The following is a 15,925-nucleotide window of genomic DNA, read 5'->3' on the forward strand; positions in this document are numbered from 1 at the left end:
CTCATGCAGGCCGGATAAGTGCAAGCACCATCCGGCTCCGCATGGCGCCTGCATCGGCCATTTTTGCAGCAATCAAGGCGTCGCGCGCACTTTTCTGTTGACGTAAAGCTGAAAACATCTAGAATGCGCCTCCGTGGTTACGATACTTTTACAGTATCGATGGTATGCGAAGGTGGCGGAATTGGTAGACGCGCTAGCTTCAGGTGTTAGTGTCCTTACGGATGTGGGGGTTCGAGTCCCCCCCCTCGCACCATAAATCACAATGATATTGCTCGCACTGGGCGAAGGTGGCGGAATTGGTAGACGCGCTAGCTTCAGGTGTTAGTGTCCTTACGGATGTGGGGGTTCGAGTCCCCCCCCTCGCACCAACGAGGCGATATCAACAATAGTAAGATGACTGTGCGAAGGTGGCGGAATTGGTAGACGCGCTAGCTTCAGGTGTTAGTGTCCTTAGGATGTGGGGGTTCGAGTCCCCCCCCTCGCACCAATTATCTTACATCCCTTCTGTAGTTCCTCTTCTTTTCCCTGTTATTTCAAGCTCATCAGTATCACCAGAATTCCACTGACCAGTGCTACACATGATGGTAGTAAAACAAAGTGGCGCAGTTGCTTATGCCAGATCATGCCTGACGTGACTAACAGTCCTGACACAATGATCGCTTTCCATGTATCAAGGGAGAGATCGGCAAACGTCAACCCGCCGAGAATGGCTCCCGGTAGCAATACCCCCCAACCACTGCCAAGCGCCCTGTTCAACATGCTCTGCCCTCTCAAAGCGATAATGATAACCAATATCATATGACACGGATTATCATTTGTCAGCTGAATGAATCAAAATCCATCGTCCTTTACCTTTCCCGTAATGACAGGAATTGCCTAAGGTGATAAATTGCACACCTGTTAACAACATCTAAAGATTTTCTGATAATTACTCTTTGAGTTTTTTTCATATTTTATTGCGATACAGCACCTACTTATTTGTTTTAATTAAATTTTAATAAAAACGCACGACTATGACATCACAATCCTGGCGGTCTTTGGTTCACAGAAAATATCAATTGTCGTTACGTTTATTTTTATTTCTGAACGCAACCTCGGCAGTGTTCTCGGTAACAAATCCGCTCAATTCTGTACGCCTGTTATCTGCCCCACTTATTGCTATTTTCTCCATCAGCACCGGCCTGTTCGTCTGGCACTGGAGAAAGCGCGCGCGGAAGATAAATATTCCTGTTGTTTCAGGGATATTCGGTATTTTGTGGGCCTGGCAAATTGTGTCTAAATTCGCCTTAATTACCCACGATCACGCGACGTATTTGTTAATCGCCCTATTAACGGTGCTTTTTATCGGAACGCTGGCATTCGCCAGTAATATCAAAGCCTTTACGCTGCATTCACTGCCTACGTTTATTGTCTGCCTGTGGTTAAGCGATCACGATATATGGCTGAGAATGACCTATTCTTTCGCACTTCCTGTGGTGGCAATTGCTATTCATAACATTTTGCAAACACGTAACGACCGTTTTGCTCAGGAGCTGCTCTCACGTCTTCTGGAAGAGCGAGAAACCCTTACCGATCTCAGCATGATGGACCCGCTTACCGGGCTTTATAATCGTCGCGGTCTGCAAAGCCGTCTCGAGAATCTGCCGACGGTTGAAAATGGCGAACATTTTGTCCTGCTGATGGATATCGATCACTTCAAAGCCTATAACGACCATTATGGCCATATGATGGGTGACCAGGCGCTGAAGCGTGTCTCTGCGGCAATCCGTGACGCCGTGCGTTCCCGCGATATTGTGGCCCGTTTTGGCGGGGAAGAGTTTATGGTGCTGTTGACGAATATTTCTCTCGAACATGCTCGCCAGACGGCCGAGCGGATCCGTCAGAAAGTCTACGATTTGAAAATCCCGCATCTGTTTAACGAGAGCGTCGCGACAAACGTCACCATCAGCATTGGTATTGCCATTTTCGAGGATGAAGACGTAGAAGGCGCGCTGGAAAAAGCGGACAAAGCCCTCTATGAAGCCAAGCATATGGGGCGCAATAACATTCTGCTGAGTGAAGAGCTGCAGACGGCTTAAACATCACGACGATGTCACCCGGACAAAAGTCTTGCCATTGGTATAAGCAATAGTTAGGATTGGCAATCATTATCATTTAGATTTCTATCTATACTATGGCTACGCATACCGCACACATCGTCGAACCACTCCTCTGGCGAGCGCCCCTCACCAGCGGGAATGTTTCGCTTGCGGATGCCATACGGGATAAGATTGCGGAGACGCGCGCCCACCTGCTGGACTTCATCCGGCTTGATGAAGCGCACCCGAATCACGCCATGACGCTCTCAGAGTGGCGTCACCCGACAAAACTGCAGTCTCTGCTGGCTACCTATTCCGACCATATCTATCGCAATCAGCCCACCCTTACGCGGGAAAATAAACCCCTGCTCTCTCTATGGGCGCAGTGGTATATCGGGCTGATGGTGCCCCCCCTCATGCTGGCGCTGTTAACCCAGAAGAGCATGCTGGAACTCTCGCCGGATAATTTCCACGTCGAGTTCCACGAAACCGGGCGTGCGGCCTGTTTCTGGATTGATCTCCACGAAGACCAGAACGCTGAACGCCTGACGGCTCAGGAACGTATGGAGCAGCTTATCATCCAGGCCCTGATCCCGGTGGTGGAAGTGCTTGAAGCGACGGGAGAGATTAACGCAAAGCTTATCTGGAGCAATACGGGCTATTTAATCCACTGGTATTTAACGGAAATGAAGCCTCTGCTTGGTGATGAGAATGTTGATGCCCTGCGTCAGTCCTGTTTCTTTGCAAAACAGCTTTCCGATGGCCGTGACAACCCGCTATTCCGCACCGTCGTGCTCCGTGATGGGCTTCTGGTTCGCCGCACCTGCTGCCAGCGCTATCGCCTGCCGGACGTTAAGCAGTGTGGGGACTGTACGCTGAAGTAGAGCAGTGAATTGCCCGGTGGCGCTTTGCTTACCGGGCCTACAAAACCGGGCCCGGCCTAAACCCTCTCACACAAGGAGAGGGAATAACCACTAAAAACGGCAACATGCGTTGCCGTTTTGTTTTTACCTATGCCACCTGCTGATTGTCCTCTTCCGCGTTACGCTGCGCTTCTTCCGCTTCCTGCTCCAGCAGCTGTTTCTCGTATACTTTGAAGAACGGGAAGTAGATGATTGCCGATACGCAGGCAAGAACCACAACCAGAATAGCCGCGCGGAAATCCCAGCCCAGAGCCCACGCTGCACCTATTGGCGCCGGTGCTGTCCAGGGGACTACTGAGATGACGCGTCCAATCAGGTCAAACGTCATCGCCGCCCAGGCCAGCACGGCATTTACCATCGGTGCCAGCAGGAACGGAATAAAGAACACCGGGTTCATCACAATCGGCGTACCGAAAATGACAGGTTCATTGATGTTAAAGAAGCTGGGTACCACGCTCAAACGCCCGATAGAGCGTAAATGCGCTGAACGGCTACGCAGATAGCAAATCACCAGCCCCATCGTGGCGCCCGACCCGCCAATCACGATAAAGAACGTCCAGAACGCCTCCATAAAAATATGCGGCAGAGGCTGGCTGGCGGCCAGAGCGGTCTGGTTCGCGCCGAGGTTCGTGAGCCAGAACATCTGAAGCATCCCGGAGACGATGGCGGCTCCGTGGATCCCGGCGAACCACAGCAGATGACCAATCAACACGGCCAGCAGGATCGCAGGCAGGGAATCCGCTGCGGAAACAAGAGGTTTAAAGACCGACATAATGGCCTGCGGGATCAGCATGCCGAACTGAGACTGAATGACCAGGCTCAGAGGGTAAAGCGTCAAGACTACCACCAGCACAGGGATGAGCAGATCAAAAGAGTTTTTGATCATCGGAGGTACTTGGTCTGGCAGGCGAATACCGATGTTGTGCGCCTTGAGGAAACGCATCATCTCAACGCAGTAGATCGCCACCAGAATCGCGGTAAAAATCCCCGTTCCACCCAGGCTGTCGACAGGCAGCGTGCCTTTGGTTTTCGGTGCCGCGACCAGCAGAAATGCCATCAGCGACAGCATGGCGCACATAAACGGGTCTAACTGGTGCGATTTGACATAGTGTTTGCCAAGGTTATAGGCAATGGCCGCACAGATATAAATGGACATAATGCCCATCGTCATATCAAACGGCGTCAGGATCTGACCTTCAAACTGCTTCGCCATATCCAGCCAGGCGCGGGCGAAACTCCAGGTGGTATCAGGCGAAAATGGCGGGTATGCGAACACTAACAAAAATGAACCCACAATCATGAATGGCATCGCGGAGATGAACCCATCACGAATGGCCATCACATGACGCTGGGAAGAGATCCGCCCGGCAATCGGGCTGACGTAATTTTCAACAAAACGGAATATTAGGTTAAACGCAGCATGGTTGGCAGACATGGCAGATCTCCTGTCAGACGTTTGTTACGGGCACATTTGCGCCGCACGTTGTTCCATAAATCACCTTCACAACCTTGCTGGCTTGTGTACCAGTAGTACTGCTAAGACGGAATGGTTTCATAATTTGCTCTTATTATTAGATACAGGGGACGTTACGTACTCAGTATTAATCGACGCATCACGCTCTGCAACCGGTTACTGTAACCGGTTTCCGTGATTGTGAAGAGGATCCAGAAATCAGCCGTTCGGTATATTTGTTACTGAAGAGATATTTACAGAGCATAAATTCTTATGACAGATTACGCAGGATATTTGTCAGGAGGAAACAATGAGTTTGCAGTCTGTACAGCAGTTTTTTGCCGACAACGCGCCGGATATAGACGTCATTGAACTTAGCCAGAGTACCGCTACCGTTGCGTTGGCTGCTGCCGCCCACCGTGTGGAACCGGGACAAATCGCCAAGACCTTGTCACTAAAGGTGAAAAATGAGGTGATTCTGGTGGTAGCGAAAGGCGATGCGCGTCTGGATAACAAAAAGCTGAAAGACACCTTTGGTGCAAAAGCGCGCATGCTCAGCAGTGATGAAGTGGTGACCATAACCGGTCACCCCGTTGGGGGCGTGTGCCCGTTTGGCCTGGAAAACCCGCTCGCGGTTTACTGCGATGTCTCGTTAAAGCAGTACGCCGAAGTGCTGCCCGCCGCAGGCGCAATTCACAGCGCTGTGCGTATCTCACCTGACAGAATGGCAGAGCTGACTTCCGCAAAATGGGTGGATGTTTGCATCTGATTGATGCGCCAGAGCCTGTCTGGCGCGCAACAGGCAGGTTATAAAAAGGTCGGCTTGCTAAGCGTCGGACTTCGCGGTTCTCTTGCCGAAAGGTGGGTAATAATATCTGCCGCATCGAGCAACCCTACGTCAGAGTTCACCCCCAGCTTCACCATCGCATTAAACTTATGCGCCCGGATGGTCTTAATATTGCGTTCAAGCCGTGCCGCGATTTGAGGAATGGAATACCCGCAAGACATATAACGCAATATTGCCCTTTCCGTTGGGCTTAACATTCTGCTTTGACTCCGGTACCAGTGATTCATCATATTGTCATTGATGCACAAGGTTTCACTCAACAACACCATGAGTTCCTTCTGCAGGAGCTCAAGCGTCAGCGATTTACTAACCACACCGTGAAGGCGTGACGGGGAAAGATAGCTAATTAATCTTGCTTCCATCTCGTCAGCGACCAGGATGATGCGCTGGATATGACCATGCGTAAACGCAAAATCCCGCAGGTGCGCCAGGCAGCTACGACGCTCTTCCCGCGCATCGGAATATGAATAGATCAGCGAGAAAAAATTGACGTGCTGAAGTGCTTTCTTAAAACTGTCAAATTCACTAAACAGATGCAGTTGGTAATGATTCAGGCCGGGCATCGCAAAAAGATGCTTTAGCCCAACAGCACTCATCGTGCAATTTTCGACGATGGCAATATGGCTTGTTGAATCGGTTTTTTCCATTCTTCGAACTCTCCATAGGCTGACATCAAACTCAGCTCTCGCATTCCCTGTGTACTGTTTATCCAGGCGTACATATCGGCGTTACTGCGTAATGAAAGTCGTCGCATCGCACTGTTTTTCTGCGCACTGATGGTTTTATTGCTCTTCTTGAGCAATGTGGCGATTTGGTTGATCCCCCATCCTTTACCTAACAGTCTCAATACCTTGCGTTCGGAGTGCGTGAGCGCGATAACATGTTCGTTTTCCTCCTCTGAACTTAGAGGTTCCGGGGTTAACAACATCTGGCTTACTCGCTCTGCGCGTTCGCGACCTGCCCGTACAGCGTTAACCAGGCCTTCAATGGGTTCCATATCAGAAAGCAACGTACTTTCAGGGCGCACAAGTAACTCAACGGCAATAGGGTTAAGTGGCCGCGAAACTAAAAAGATCCAGTGAATATTCCGGTATTGATTCAATAAACTGAAATACTCTTCAAGCGCCCCTCGAGGATTCCAGTATTCGCCTGAAATGTCGGCAATGATAACGTCAGCGCGGCGTAGCTGGAGCAGCGTTAACTCCTGCAATGAGTTGCAATAGGTCAATTCAAAATCGGGGAAATGGCGAGTCATCACGCCCCCTAACCCGTTTTGCATCACAGGTATCCGGCTGATGATAACGCTATGCTTACCGTGCAAAGACAACATAGACCCTCCGTGTCCATTCTTCATTTGATGAGTAACGTTAAAACGCATCAACGTATGAGTATTTTTGTCCCTGAGTGCAATGCAGGTTAATACAAGTAGAAGATGAGATGTATTCTTAGTATAAGAAATGCCTAAACAGCACTAATATCTCACAAAGCGAAACAAAATTTAATTGCAGTGCCATTAAAATAACTACAATATAAAATTAGAATAACTAAATATAAATAACTTATCTTTCAATATTAATTATTCATGAAAATGATAAATTAATACCAACCTCTTCCGCACTAAGGGACGGCAACTGTTTGCATAAACCTTGATCTGGCCCACAGCAAGAGACACTGCACTTTGTGTTAAAAATAATTGCTATGGGCCAACCGGCAACTTTCACCCTTTTTCAGGACAATACATGCAGGCAGATCGGTCAACGCAGCGTGCTATCACGCGGCTATGTATCCAGTGCGGTCTTTTTCTGCTCCAGCATGGCGCGGAAAGCGCGCTGGTTGAGGAGCTTTCCACCCGACTGGGACTGGCGCTGGGTATGGATAGCGTTGAAAGCGCTATTTCATCCAACGCCATTGTGCTGACCACGATTAAAGATGGTCAGTGCCTGACCTCCACCCGCAAAAACCATGACCGTGGCATTAACATGCACGTCGTGACCGAAGTGCAGCACATCGTCATCCTTGCTGAACATAAGCTTCTCGAACTTCGGGAGATTGAAAAAAGGTTCTGCCAAATTAAGCCATTACGTTATCCGCGCTGGCTTGTCGTGTTGATGGTAGGGCTGTCGTGCGCCTGCTTTTGTAAGCTCAATAAAGGCGGCTGGGACGGTGCGATCGTCACCTTTTTCGCCAGCAGCATCGCCATGTATGTTCGCCAGCTGCTGACGCACCGACAGCTGCATCCGCAAATTAACTTCTGTATTACCGCGTTTGTCGCCACCACGGTTTCCGGTCTGCTGCTGCGCCTGCCGCAGTTTGCCAGCACCCCGACGATTGCTATGGCCGCCAGCGTGCTTCTGTTGGTCCCGGGCTTTCCGTTGATAAACGCCGTCGCCGACATGTTTAAAGGGCACATCAATACAGGTCTGGCACGCTGGGCTATTGCCAGCCTGCTGACGCTGGCGACCTGCATCGGCGTAGTCATGGCCATGACACTCTGGGGGTTACGCGGATGGGCGTGATAGATTTTCTGCTGGCGCTGGCACAGGACATGCTTCTGGCCGCCATTCCTGCCGTCGGCTTTGCGATGGTATTTAACGTTCCGCAACGCGCGTTGCCATGGTGTGCACTGCTGGGCGCGATTGGTCATGGCTCGCGAATGGTGATGATGACGGCGGGTTTTAACATCGAATGGTCAACATTTATGGCTTCCATGCTGGTTGGCAGTATCGGCATCCAGTGGTCGCGCTGGTATCTGGCGCATCCCAAAGTGTTCACCGTCGCCGCCGTTATCCCAATGTTCCCGGGCATATCTGCGTACACAGCGATGATTTCCGCGGTGAAAATCAGCCATTTTGGCTACACCGAACCTCAGATGATCCTCCTCCTGAGCAACTTTCTTAAGGCGTCGTCCATCGTTGGCGCGCTCTCTATCGGGCTGTCGATCCCCGGGCTGTGGCTGTACCGCAAACGACCACGCGTTTGATATTTGTGTTATTTCGCTGCCGTGGAGATAATCCTTCTGGTCCGTTTGGTGAAAATAAGGAAAGGATGTGGCTAACCCTGGCAGCGAACACCCCGAGCACAGCGAAGAATCTAGCCTGAAAGAGAAAATCTTTCAGAGCGCCATCGCGCTTTTTGCCGAGTATGGATTGAACGGTGCCCGCATGGAGCAGATCGCGGAGAAAGCGGGTACGACCAAACGCATGGTGGTTTACCATTTTAAGAATAAAGAGAACCTCTATCTCCTGGTCCTGGAACATGTTTACACTCAGATTCGCGCCAGTGAAAAAGCGCTAAGCCTGGCGGGAATGCCTCCCGTCGAAGCGCTGGTCAATCTGGTTGAAACTACCTTTGACTATCATGCCGACCATCCGGATTACATCCGTATTATCTGCATGGAAAACATGCAGCGCGGCCGCTTTATGCAGCAGTCGAACTATCTTCGTCAGGTCAACCGTAGCGCGCTCGACCTGCTGGAGGGCATCCTGCACCGGGGCAAAGAAAAACAGCTATTCAGCCAGACCGTTGACGCCCGCGATCTTCACCGCCTGATAAGCAGCTTCAGCTTTCACTACGTTGCCAACAGCTACACCTTTACGCTGTTGTTTGAAGATGGCGCAGACGAACAGGCTCAGCGCGAGCACTACCGCAAAATGGCCGTTCAGGTAGCGCTCCGTTACACCTGCCCATAAAATTGCTTGCAATTAAATTGTACGCTATCTATATTCATCTCATGAACGCGAAAACGAACGACGCAACCGCTGCGCTCAAGCTGGATAACCAGCTCTGCTTTGCCCTCTATTCGGCAAATCTGGCGCTTAATAAGCTGTACCGGCAGCTGCTGGCACCGCTGAACCTGACTTACCCGCAATATCTGGTGATGCTGGTGCTGTGGGAGCAGGATGACATAACGGTGTCGGACATCGGCGAACGGCTGTTTCTGGACTCTGCGACGCTGACGCCGCTGTTGAAGCGGCTGGAAAGTGCCGGCCTAATCAACCGTCACCGTTCGCGTAAAGACGAACGTCAGGTCGCCGTCACCCTGAGTGAAGCGGGACGTGAGCTCCAGCAGCAGGCATTGGGTATTCCCGATGCGGTTGGTTGCGCAGCGCAATGTGATACTGACACCCTGCTGGCGCTCAAACAGCAGCTCGAACTTTTGCGACAACAGCTACACCGCGCGTAACGCTATACTTTACGCGTTATTATTTACCCGTATATATCGCACGCTATTTAATAGCACATATCAAAACAAGATGAGGAACCTGCCATGTCTTTAGAAAAAGTTGTTTATACCGCCAAAGCAAAAGCCACCGGTGGCCGTGACGGCCGTGCCACCTCCTCCGATGGCGTACTGGACGTCAAACTGGGTGTGCCAAAAGAGATGGGCGGCATGGGCGGAGAAGTGACTAACCCTGAGCAGCTGTTTGCTGCGGGCTACTCTGCCTGCTTCCTGGGCGCGATGAAGTTCGTGGCCGCACGCGACAAATTCACCCTGCCAAAAGATGCCTATATTGAAGGCGAAGTGGGGATTGGCCCGCTGCCAACCGGTTTTGGTATCGAAGCAAAGCTGAACATCCATGTTGAAGGTATGGATCCTGCGGAAGCTAAAAAGCTGGTCGATGCGGCACACATTGTTTGCCCGTACTCTAACGCGACCCGCGGCAACATCGACGTCACGCTGAACATCATTGCGTGATAACTGCCTGATGGCGCTGCGCTTATTCTGCCTACGACTGTAGCCCCAGTAAGCGCAGCGCCACCGGGGAAATCCCCTCCTTCCCTTTCCCCTCTCTGTGCTACCATAAGCCCATATCACGCCCGTAGTAATCAGTAGAGTAAGCGTTATGTCCTCCAGAATTCTGACCACCAGCATTGCTGGCATTGATGCCTTTATGCGCGACCCACGCGGTGTGTTGACCCACGCCGAAGGCGGCACGGTAGCCGTTTTTGCCGACAACGCGCCGGCGTTCTACGCAATCACGCCGGAACGCCTGGCACAGCTTCTGGAGATTGAAGCGCAACTGTCACGCCCGGCGAGCGATGTCACGCTGGACAACCAGTTCTTTGATGAACCGGTCAACGTTCCCGTGACCGTTCCAATGGGAAAATTTGCCCTGTACGCGGGCTGGCAGCCGGATGCGGATTTTCAGCGGCAGGCCGCGCTGTGGGGGATTGCGTTAACCCAACCGGCCACCGCGGAAGAGCTTGCCGCGTTTACTGCCTGGTGGCAGGCGGAAGGAAAAATCTTCACCCATATTCAGTGGCAGCAAAAGCTCGCGCGTCATCTGCAAATTACCCGCGCCGGCAACAATGGCCAGCCAAAACGCGACATCAACGCGTTTTCAGAACCGGATAAACAGATCCCCAGCGGATTCCGAGGTGCGAAATGAAGAACGTCGGCGACCTGATGAAACGTCTGCAAAAAATGATGCCTGCCAACGTGAAGCCTGCTTTCACCACCGGTGAAGAGCTGCTGGCGTGGCAAAAAGAGCAAGGCAAGATCCGCGCCGCCGCGCTTGCCCGCGAAAATCGGGCGATGAAAATGCAGCGCACCTTTAACCGTTCCGGTATCCGTCCCCTGCACCAGAACTGCTCGTTCGATAACTATAAAATTGAGACCAACGGGCAGATGAACGCCCTTGCCGCCGCCCGTCAGTACGTGGATGAATTCGACGGCAATATCGCCAGCTTCATTTTTAGCGGCAAGCCGGGCACCGGCAAAAATCACCTTGCTGCCGCCATCTGCAACGAGCTGCTTCTGCGCGGTAAATCGGTCCTCATCATCACCGTGGCCGATATCATGTCCGCGATGAAAGACACCTTCAGCAACCGCGAAACCAGTGAAGAGCAATTGCTTAATGATTTAAGCAATGTCGATTTACTGGTCATCGACGAGATTGGCGTTCAGACGGAATCCCGCTATGAAAAAGTGATCATCAACCAGATTGTCGATCGCCGCTCTTCGTCCAAACGCCCCACCGGCATGCTGACGAACCACAACATCGACGAAATGACCCGCTTATTAGGTGAACGCGTCATGGACCGCATGAAGCTGGGTAACAGCCTGTATGTCATTTTCGACTGGGAAAGCTACCGCAGCCGCGTCACCGGCAAAGAGTATTAAGACAGTTCCAGGAATCGCCGACAGGGCATAGGTATATACTGGAACCCCTCGGCCCAAAACGGACCTTTTTGAGAGAGCCATAATGAAAAAACAGATTCTAATCAGCACCTTTTTAGGCGCGCTGCTGGTGACCGGCGCAGCGCAAGCGGCGTCCTGGCAGGAGTCCCTGTCAAGCGCAGCAAATGAGCTGACCAAAGAGAGCAGCAGCTCTCAGGGTGGACTCTCCGCCTCTTCTCTTACCAGCCTGCTGGGCAACAGCTCCCAGAGTCTGAGTGCGGGCACGATGAACAACGCGGCGGGGATTCTGGAATATTGCGCGAAGCAAAAGCTGGCCTCCGTGACCGACGCGCAAAACGTGAAAAACCAGGTGTTGGGTAAGCTGGGTCTGGATACCCAGGAGCAAAAAGCGGACACCAACTATATGGACGGCATTCAGGGCCTGCTTAACGCACAAAACGGGCAGCAGCTGAATCTGAGCTCCCTCGGCAACTCTTCTCTGGCAAAACAGGTGAAAACCAAAGCCTGCGATCTGGTGCTGAAACAAGGCGTTAATTTCATCTCCTGATCCATCCCATTTTCTGCCACAACACGCCGCGTTTAATGCGATAGTCTTGCAGCGCGGCGCTAAATGAGCGTTTTCCCCACCTGCCACCGCCTCAGCGTCCGTTTGTCAGGATGTGCACGTCTTCATAAAAACGATTTTCTAAACCAAATCCTAACAACAGCACACTTTCGTGACACTAAAATTGCAGCTTAACGACATCGCAATTACATTGTATGACCCAAAAAATAAACAGTTAGCCAGCGAATTATCTGGCGTCACGAGGATATGCTGTTGTCTGAATTCATGTCTCTTATCCTTTTTCTGGCTTCTGTCGGCGTTTACGCGTGGAAAGCCGGCCGTAACACCTGGTGGTTTATCGCCACGCTGGTGGTGCTCGGCATTTTTATCATTTTAAACATTACCTTATACGCCAGCGATTACTTTACCGGTGACGGTATTAACGATGCGGTACTCTACACGCTGACGAACAGCCTGACGGGCGCGGGCGTGGGCAAGTACATTCTGCCTGGGCTCGGCCTTATCGTCGCGCTGGTGACGATATTTGGCGCGCTGGCCTGGGTGCTGCGTCGACGTCGCCATCATCCGCACCATCATGGCTACAGCCTGCTGGCGTTATTCCTGGCGCTGGCCTCCGTCGACGCCAGCCCGGCGTTCCATCAGATCACCGAGCTGGTGAAATCGCAGTCGCGCGACGGCGATCCGGATTTCGTGGCTTACTACAAAGAACCGTCGAAAACGATCGCCAACCCGAAGCTCAACCTGGTCTACATCTACGGTGAAAGCCTGGAACGCACTTACTTTGATAACGATGCATTCCCGAACCTGACGCCGGACCTGGGTGCGCTGAAAAATGAAGGGCTCGATTTCAGCCACACCATGCAGCTGCCCGGTACGGATTATACGATTGCCGGGATGGTTGCCTCCCAGTGCGGTATTCCGCTGTTCGCGCCTTTTGAAGGTAACGCCTCAGCCTCCATGTCGACCTTCTTCCCGCAGAATATTTGCCTCGGCGATATCCTGAAAAACTCCGGCTACGAAAACTATTTTGTGCAGGGGGCAAACCTGCGCTTTGCCGGAAAAGATGTGTTCCTGAAATCCCACGGTTTTGACCACCTGTATGGCTCTGAAGAGTTAAAAACGACGGTTACCGATCCGAGCTACCGCAACGACTGGGGCTTCTATGACGATACGGTACTCGACGAAACCTGGAAGAAATTCGAGGAGCTGTCCCGCGCGGGCAAGCGTTTCTCTCTCTTTGCGCTGACGGTGGACACACACCATCCGGACGGGTTCGTCTCGCGCAGCTGCAAGCGCAAAAGCTATGACGTGGACGGCAAAAACAACAAATCTTTCAGCGCCGTCACCTGCAGTCAGGAACACATTGCCGCGCTGGTCGAGAAAATCAAAGCCTCGCCCTGGTTTAAAAACACCGTCATCGTCGTTTCGTCTGACCATCTGGCGATGAAAAACAGCGCATGGGATCAGCTCAATAAGCAGGATCGCAGCAACCTGTTCTTCGTCCTGCGCGGCGACCAGCCGCAGCAGGAGGTCATTGCCACCAAACGCAACTCCATGGATAACGGCGCAACCGTGCTGGACATTCTGGGCGGCGACAACTTTATTGGCCTTGGCCGCAGCACGCTGTCGGGGCAGTCCCTGTCGGAAGTGTTCCTCAACATGAAGGATAAAATCCTCGCCTGGAAGCCAGACATTATCCGCCTGTGGAACTTCCCGAAAGAGATGAAGGACTTCACCGTCGATCGGGATAAAAACACGATTGCCTTCTCGGGCAGCAGCTTCCGTCTGCCGCTGCTGGTGCGCGTGTCGGAGGGGCGCGTTGAGCCGCTGCCGGAAAGCGAATATTCCGCGCCGCTGCGCTATCAGCTGGCCGATTTCGCGCCACGCGATAATTTTGTCTGGGTCGACCGATGCTACAAAATGGGCCAGCTCTGGTCGCAGCCGCTGGCGCTTTCTACCGACTGGTGCGTCTCTCAGGGTCAGCTCGGCGGGGAGCAAACCGTGCAGCACGTTGATAAGGCGCAGTGGAAGGGCAAAACCGCGTTCAACGATACGGTGATTGATACCGCGCGCTATCAGCACAACATCGACATGCTGAAAATCAACGATAACGATATTCGTTACAAAGCGGATAGCTTTATCTTTAACGTGGCCGGCGCACCGGAAGAAGTGAAGCAGTTTAGCGGCATCTCGCGTCCGGAGTCCTGGGGGCGCTGGTCCAACGCGCAGCTGGGCAATGAGGTGAAAATTGAATACGCCCATCCGCTGCCGGAACAGTTCGACCTGGTGATCACCGCCAGAGCGTATGGCCCCAATGCTAACAAGCCCGTACCCGTGCGCGTGGGGGATCGGGAGCAGACGTTAACGCTTGGATACGACGTGAGCACACAAACGCTGCATTTTGAGAACCCTTCGCGCAGCAATACCCTGGTGATCGTGCCGCCGGACCCGCAGTCCACGAATGAGGGAAATATCCTTGGGCATTCACCGCGCGAGATCGGAATTGGCATGGTCGAAATCAAAATCATCAGCAAAGCGGGTTAATGCGCGTCGCGCCCGGCGTTCCGCCGGGCGCTTGTGAAAATAAATAATCCTTTATAAGCCTTATAAATTAGATAAAAACACTTTATATAAGCCTTTTTTATCTATAAATATCCCGCCAAAAACCAAACAAATAAAATGTGCAGCTCCTGAAATCACCACGGAGCGTTACGCACTTTTATCATGCTAACCGGCTATAAGTTCGAATCCATCCGGGCACTGCGCAGCGAAAATGTGATTGCCTGGGAGGTATTGTCCACGGCAAAGCCCCACGTCGATCTTGAAGACTACTTTGGCTCGATGTCCTCGACGCTGCGTAAGGCGCACTTCTTTGCGCAGCTTCGTCATGCCATGTTTTGCGAAGAGGGCGACAAGTTTTACCTCAATGCGACATCGGATTTACTGCTGGAAACGGATTTCCTCGACAGGCTCAAAGAAGAAACACCCTGCCCGGAGAGACTTGCTATCGAGGTCACCGATCTCCATACGATGGTACAACTCGACGATACGCAAAGCCGGGCGCTGAGGAAATGCATCGCAACGCTCCATCAGTGGGGAATAGAAGTGTGGGCAGACGATGTTTGCGAAGACCTTCTTCCCGAACTTTTGACCAGCCAGATCCGCTTCTGCGGCATCAAAATTGACAAACATACCTTCTGGAACGGACGGATCGAGCAGGCAAAGTTTCTGCATCTCACCCGCCAGTGCAAGCGCATCGCCAGCAAGGTACTGATCGAAGGCATCGAAACCGCGGGTGATTTCGCGCTGGCCCGCGCCAGCGCGGCCGATTACGGCCAGGGCTATCTGTGGGGTAGAAAATGACCCCTTTCATTCTGAATGCTGGCTATCAGGTTATCGTTCTGAGCGGGAATACGTTTTTATGGCTTGGCCTCACTTCGATGATCTCGACGGCCGTTACCCCTCGCCCGGAGATGTATTGGATCCATGACGTTAATCCGGAAGGGCTTTTGCGCCTGCAGGAACGGCTGCTCAATACACACGCTGGAGAGAACTGGCTGGTATTTACGGATGCAGCGCGGGTCTGCGACGTTCACGCCTTCCTGCGCAACGAGCGGGTCCGAGTGGTCGCGGACAACCTCTCTTTTGCGCAGCTAAGCCACTGTTTTAGCGACACGACATTCGCCTTCGAAAACGCCGCCATGCTCTCGTATCAGGAGAGACGGGTTTGCATGTTGCTCCATAAAGGATTCAGTCCGGTTCGCATCGCAAAAATCATGAATAAGTCCCCTAAAACGATCTACACCCACAAGCGTAACGCGATGAACAAATTTTGCTGCCACAGCCTGGCGGAATTCCATCGAAAACTCTGCCTGCTGGACGCTCAGTCATTCGCTTTGTAATTCCACTGTTACTCA

General features: G+C 52.2%; 18 protein-coding genes and 3 tRNA genes. 17 read left to right on the plus strand and 4 right to left on the minus strand.

Annotation, left to right across the window (positions count from 1 at the left end; all coding sequences use genetic code 11):
* Positions 1-166: 166 nt before the first annotated feature.
* The 3 genes from LRM19_RS11595 (at position 167) to LRM19_RS11605 (ending at position 487) form a co-directional block, all read left to right on the plus strand.
* Positions 167-253, plus strand: a tRNA-Leu gene (locus LRM19_RS11595).
* A gap of 28 nt (positions 254-281) precedes the next feature.
* A tRNA-Leu gene (locus tag LRM19_RS11600) sits at positions 282-368 on the plus strand.
* A 33-nt stretch (positions 369-401) separates the two neighbouring features.
* A tRNA-Leu gene (locus LRM19_RS11605) sits at positions 402-487 on the plus strand.
* Positions 488-528: 41 nt separating this feature from the next.
* On the opposite strand, the gene LRM19_RS11610 is transcribed toward LRM19_RS11605, so the two are convergent.
* Positions 529-798: a DUF1435 domain-containing protein gene (locus LRM19_RS11610; protein ID WP_206529377.1), complete on the minus strand. Its 270-nt coding sequence runs from the start codon at positions 796-798 to the stop codon at positions 529-531.
* Positions 799-1,013: 215 nt separating this feature from the next.
* Between LRM19_RS11610 and LRM19_RS11615 the strand changes: the two genes are divergently transcribed.
* Complete coding sequence (locus LRM19_RS11615; protein ID WP_029740020.1) at positions 1,014-2,078, plus strand: GGDEF domain-containing protein; 1,065 nt, start codon at positions 1,014-1,016, stop codon at positions 2,076-2,078.
* 95 nt (positions 2,079-2,173) lie between these two features.
* Entirely contained in the window at positions 2,174-2,962 is a 789-nt protein-coding gene (fhuF, locus tag LRM19_RS11620; protein WP_271368908.1) for a siderophore-iron reductase FhuF, read from the plus strand.
* 127 nt (positions 2,963-3,089) lie between these two features.
* Here fhuF and LRM19_RS11625 read toward each other — a convergent pair whose 3' ends face one another.
* Entirely contained in the window at positions 3,090-4,436 is a 1,347-nt protein-coding gene (locus LRM19_RS11625; protein WP_115876505.1) for a PTS sugar transporter subunit IIC, read from the minus strand.
* Between the two features lie 328 nt (positions 4,437-4,764).
* On the opposite strand from LRM19_RS11625, the gene LRM19_RS11630 reads away from it, so the two are divergent.
* Positions 4,765-5,223 carry a YbaK/EbsC family protein gene (locus LRM19_RS11630; RefSeq protein WP_115876508.1) on the plus strand — a complete coding sequence of 153 codons (459 nt, stop codon included), beginning with the start codon at positions 4,765-4,767 and terminating at the stop codon, positions 5,221-5,223.
* A 38-nt stretch (positions 5,224-5,261) separates the two neighbouring features.
* Here LRM19_RS11630 and bglJ read toward each other — a convergent pair whose 3' ends face one another.
* Positions 5,262-5,897 (minus strand): DNA-binding transcriptional activator BglJ, encoded by a 636-nt coding sequence (bglJ, locus tag LRM19_RS11635; protein WP_115876511.1) that lies wholly within the window; start codon positions 5,895-5,897, stop codon positions 5,262-5,264.
* The gene (locus LRM19_RS11640; protein WP_115876514.1) at positions 5,894-6,631 is read right to left on the minus strand and encodes a helix-turn-helix transcriptional regulator; all 738 of its coding nucleotides are present in this window, start codon (positions 6,629-6,631) and stop codon (positions 5,894-5,896) included. Before LRM19_RS11640 ends, bglJ begins: the two co-directional genes overlap by 4 nt.
* A 409-nt stretch (positions 6,632-7,040) precedes the next feature.
* Between LRM19_RS11640 and LRM19_RS11645 the strand changes: the two genes are divergently transcribed.
* The 11 genes from LRM19_RS11645 (at position 7,041) to LRM19_RS11695 (ending at position 15,910) form a co-directional block, all read left to right on the plus strand.
* Entirely contained in the window at positions 7,041-7,817 is a 777-nt protein-coding gene (locus LRM19_RS11645) for a threonine/serine ThrE exporter family protein (RefSeq protein ID WP_271368910.1), read from the plus strand.
* Complete coding sequence (locus tag LRM19_RS11650; RefSeq protein WP_020885295.1) at positions 7,808-8,281, plus strand: threonine/serine exporter; 474 nt, start codon at positions 7,808-7,810, stop codon at positions 8,279-8,281. Before LRM19_RS11645 ends, LRM19_RS11650 begins: the two co-directional genes overlap by 10 nt.
* Before the next feature lie 67 nt (positions 8,282-8,348).
* Positions 8,349-8,990: a TetR family transcriptional regulator gene (locus LRM19_RS11655; RefSeq protein WP_271368912.1), complete on the plus strand. Its 642-nt coding sequence runs from the start codon at positions 8,349-8,351 to the stop codon at positions 8,988-8,990.
* Between the two features lie 41 nt (positions 8,991-9,031).
* On the plus strand, positions 9,032-9,484 hold the full coding sequence (locus LRM19_RS11660) for a MarR family winged helix-turn-helix transcriptional regulator (protein ID WP_111964164.1): 453 nt from the start codon (positions 9,032-9,034) through the stop codon (positions 9,482-9,484).
* An 84-nt stretch (positions 9,485-9,568) separates the two neighbouring features.
* Positions 9,569-9,997 carry an organic hydroperoxide resistance protein gene (locus LRM19_RS11665; protein WP_111964104.1) on the plus strand — a complete coding sequence of 143 codons (429 nt, stop codon included), beginning with the start codon at positions 9,569-9,571 and terminating at the stop codon, positions 9,995-9,997.
* Positions 9,998-10,145: 148 nt separating this feature from the next.
* Positions 10,146-10,691, plus strand: coding sequence for a primosomal protein DnaT (gene dnaT / locus LRM19_RS11670; RefSeq protein WP_271368914.1), 546 nt, complete (start codon positions 10,146-10,148; stop codon positions 10,689-10,691).
* Positions 10,688-11,425 (plus strand): DNA replication protein DnaC, encoded by a 738-nt coding sequence (gene dnaC, locus LRM19_RS11675; RefSeq protein ID WP_014168503.1) that lies wholly within the window; start codon positions 10,688-10,690, stop codon positions 11,423-11,425. The genes dnaT and dnaC overlap by 4 nt, the downstream gene beginning before the upstream one ends.
* An 82-nt stretch (positions 11,426-11,507) precedes the next feature.
* Positions 11,508-11,990 (plus strand): DUF2501 domain-containing protein, encoded by a 483-nt coding sequence (locus LRM19_RS11680; protein ID WP_271368915.1) that lies wholly within the window; start codon positions 11,508-11,510, stop codon positions 11,988-11,990.
* A 270-nt stretch (positions 11,991-12,260) separates the two neighbouring features.
* Positions 12,261-14,552, plus strand: a complete 2,292-nt coding sequence (gene opgB / locus LRM19_RS11685; protein ID WP_271368916.1) for a phosphatidylglycerol--membrane-oligosaccharide glycerophosphotransferase — start codon at positions 12,261-12,263, stop codon at positions 14,550-14,552.
* A gap of 180 nt (positions 14,553-14,732) precedes the next feature.
* Positions 14,733-15,371 carry an EAL domain-containing protein gene (locus LRM19_RS11690; RefSeq protein ID WP_127729534.1) on the plus strand — a complete coding sequence of 213 codons (639 nt, stop codon included), beginning with the start codon at positions 14,733-14,735 and terminating at the stop codon, positions 15,369-15,371.
* Entirely contained in the window at positions 15,368-15,910 is a 543-nt protein-coding gene (locus LRM19_RS11695) for a helix-turn-helix transcriptional regulator (RefSeq protein WP_115876527.1), read from the plus strand. Before LRM19_RS11690 ends, LRM19_RS11695 begins: the two co-directional genes overlap by 4 nt.
* Positions 15,911-15,925 lie beyond the last annotated feature (15 nt).

The organism is Enterobacter sp. PI-10, assembly GCF_027947695.1.
Classification (GTDB): Bacteria; Pseudomonadota; Gammaproteobacteria; order Enterobacterales; family Enterobacteriaceae; genus Enterobacter; species Enterobacter vonholyi.

Excerpts from the sequence above, each read along its gene's own strand:
- LRM19_RS11610 (WP_206529377.1), bottom strand. The coding sequence starts at position 798 with ATGATATTGGTTATCATTATCGCTTTGAGAGGGCAGAGCATGTTGAAC.
- LRM19_RS11615 (WP_029740020.1), top strand. The coding sequence starts at position 1,014 with ATGACATCACAATCCTGGCGGTCTTTGGTTCACAGAAAATATCAATTG.
- fhuF (WP_271368908.1), top strand. The coding sequence starts at position 2,174 with ATGGCTACGCATACCGCACACATCGTCGAACCACTCCTCTGGCGAGCG.
- LRM19_RS11625 (WP_115876505.1), bottom strand. The coding sequence starts at position 4,436 with ATGTCTGCCAACCATGCTGCGTTTAACCTAATATTCCGTTTTGTTGAA.
- LRM19_RS11630 (WP_115876508.1), top strand. The coding sequence starts at position 4,765 with ATGAGTTTGCAGTCTGTACAGCAGTTTTTTGCCGACAACGCGCCGGAT.
- bglJ (WP_115876511.1), bottom strand. The coding sequence starts at position 5,897 with ATGAGTGCTGTTGGGCTAAAGCATCTTTTTGCGATGCCCGGCCTGAAT.
- LRM19_RS11640 (WP_115876514.1), bottom strand. The coding sequence starts at position 6,631 with ATGTTGTCTTTGCACGGTAAGCATAGCGTTATCATCAGCCGGATACCT.
- LRM19_RS11645 (WP_271368910.1), top strand. The coding sequence starts at position 7,041 with ATGCAGGCAGATCGGTCAACGCAGCGTGCTATCACGCGGCTATGTATC.
- LRM19_RS11650 (WP_020885295.1), top strand. The coding sequence starts at position 7,808 with ATGGGCGTGATAGATTTTCTGCTGGCGCTGGCACAGGACATGCTTCTG.
- LRM19_RS11660 (WP_111964164.1), top strand. The coding sequence starts at position 9,032 with ATGAACGCGAAAACGAACGACGCAACCGCTGCGCTCAAGCTGGATAAC.
- LRM19_RS11665 (WP_111964104.1), top strand. The coding sequence starts at position 9,569 with ATGTCTTTAGAAAAAGTTGTTTATACCGCCAAAGCAAAAGCCACCGGT.
- dnaT (WP_271368914.1), top strand. The coding sequence starts at position 10,146 with ATGTCCTCCAGAATTCTGACCACCAGCATTGCTGGCATTGATGCCTTT.
- dnaC (WP_014168503.1), top strand. The coding sequence starts at position 10,688 with ATGAAGAACGTCGGCGACCTGATGAAACGTCTGCAAAAAATGATGCCT.
- LRM19_RS11680 (WP_271368915.1), top strand. The coding sequence starts at position 11,508 with ATGAAAAAACAGATTCTAATCAGCACCTTTTTAGGCGCGCTGCTGGTG.
- LRM19_RS11690 (WP_127729534.1), top strand. The coding sequence starts at position 14,733 with ATGCTAACCGGCTATAAGTTCGAATCCATCCGGGCACTGCGCAGCGAA.
- LRM19_RS11695 (WP_115876527.1), top strand. The coding sequence starts at position 15,368 with ATGACCCCTTTCATTCTGAATGCTGGCTATCAGGTTATCGTTCTGAGC.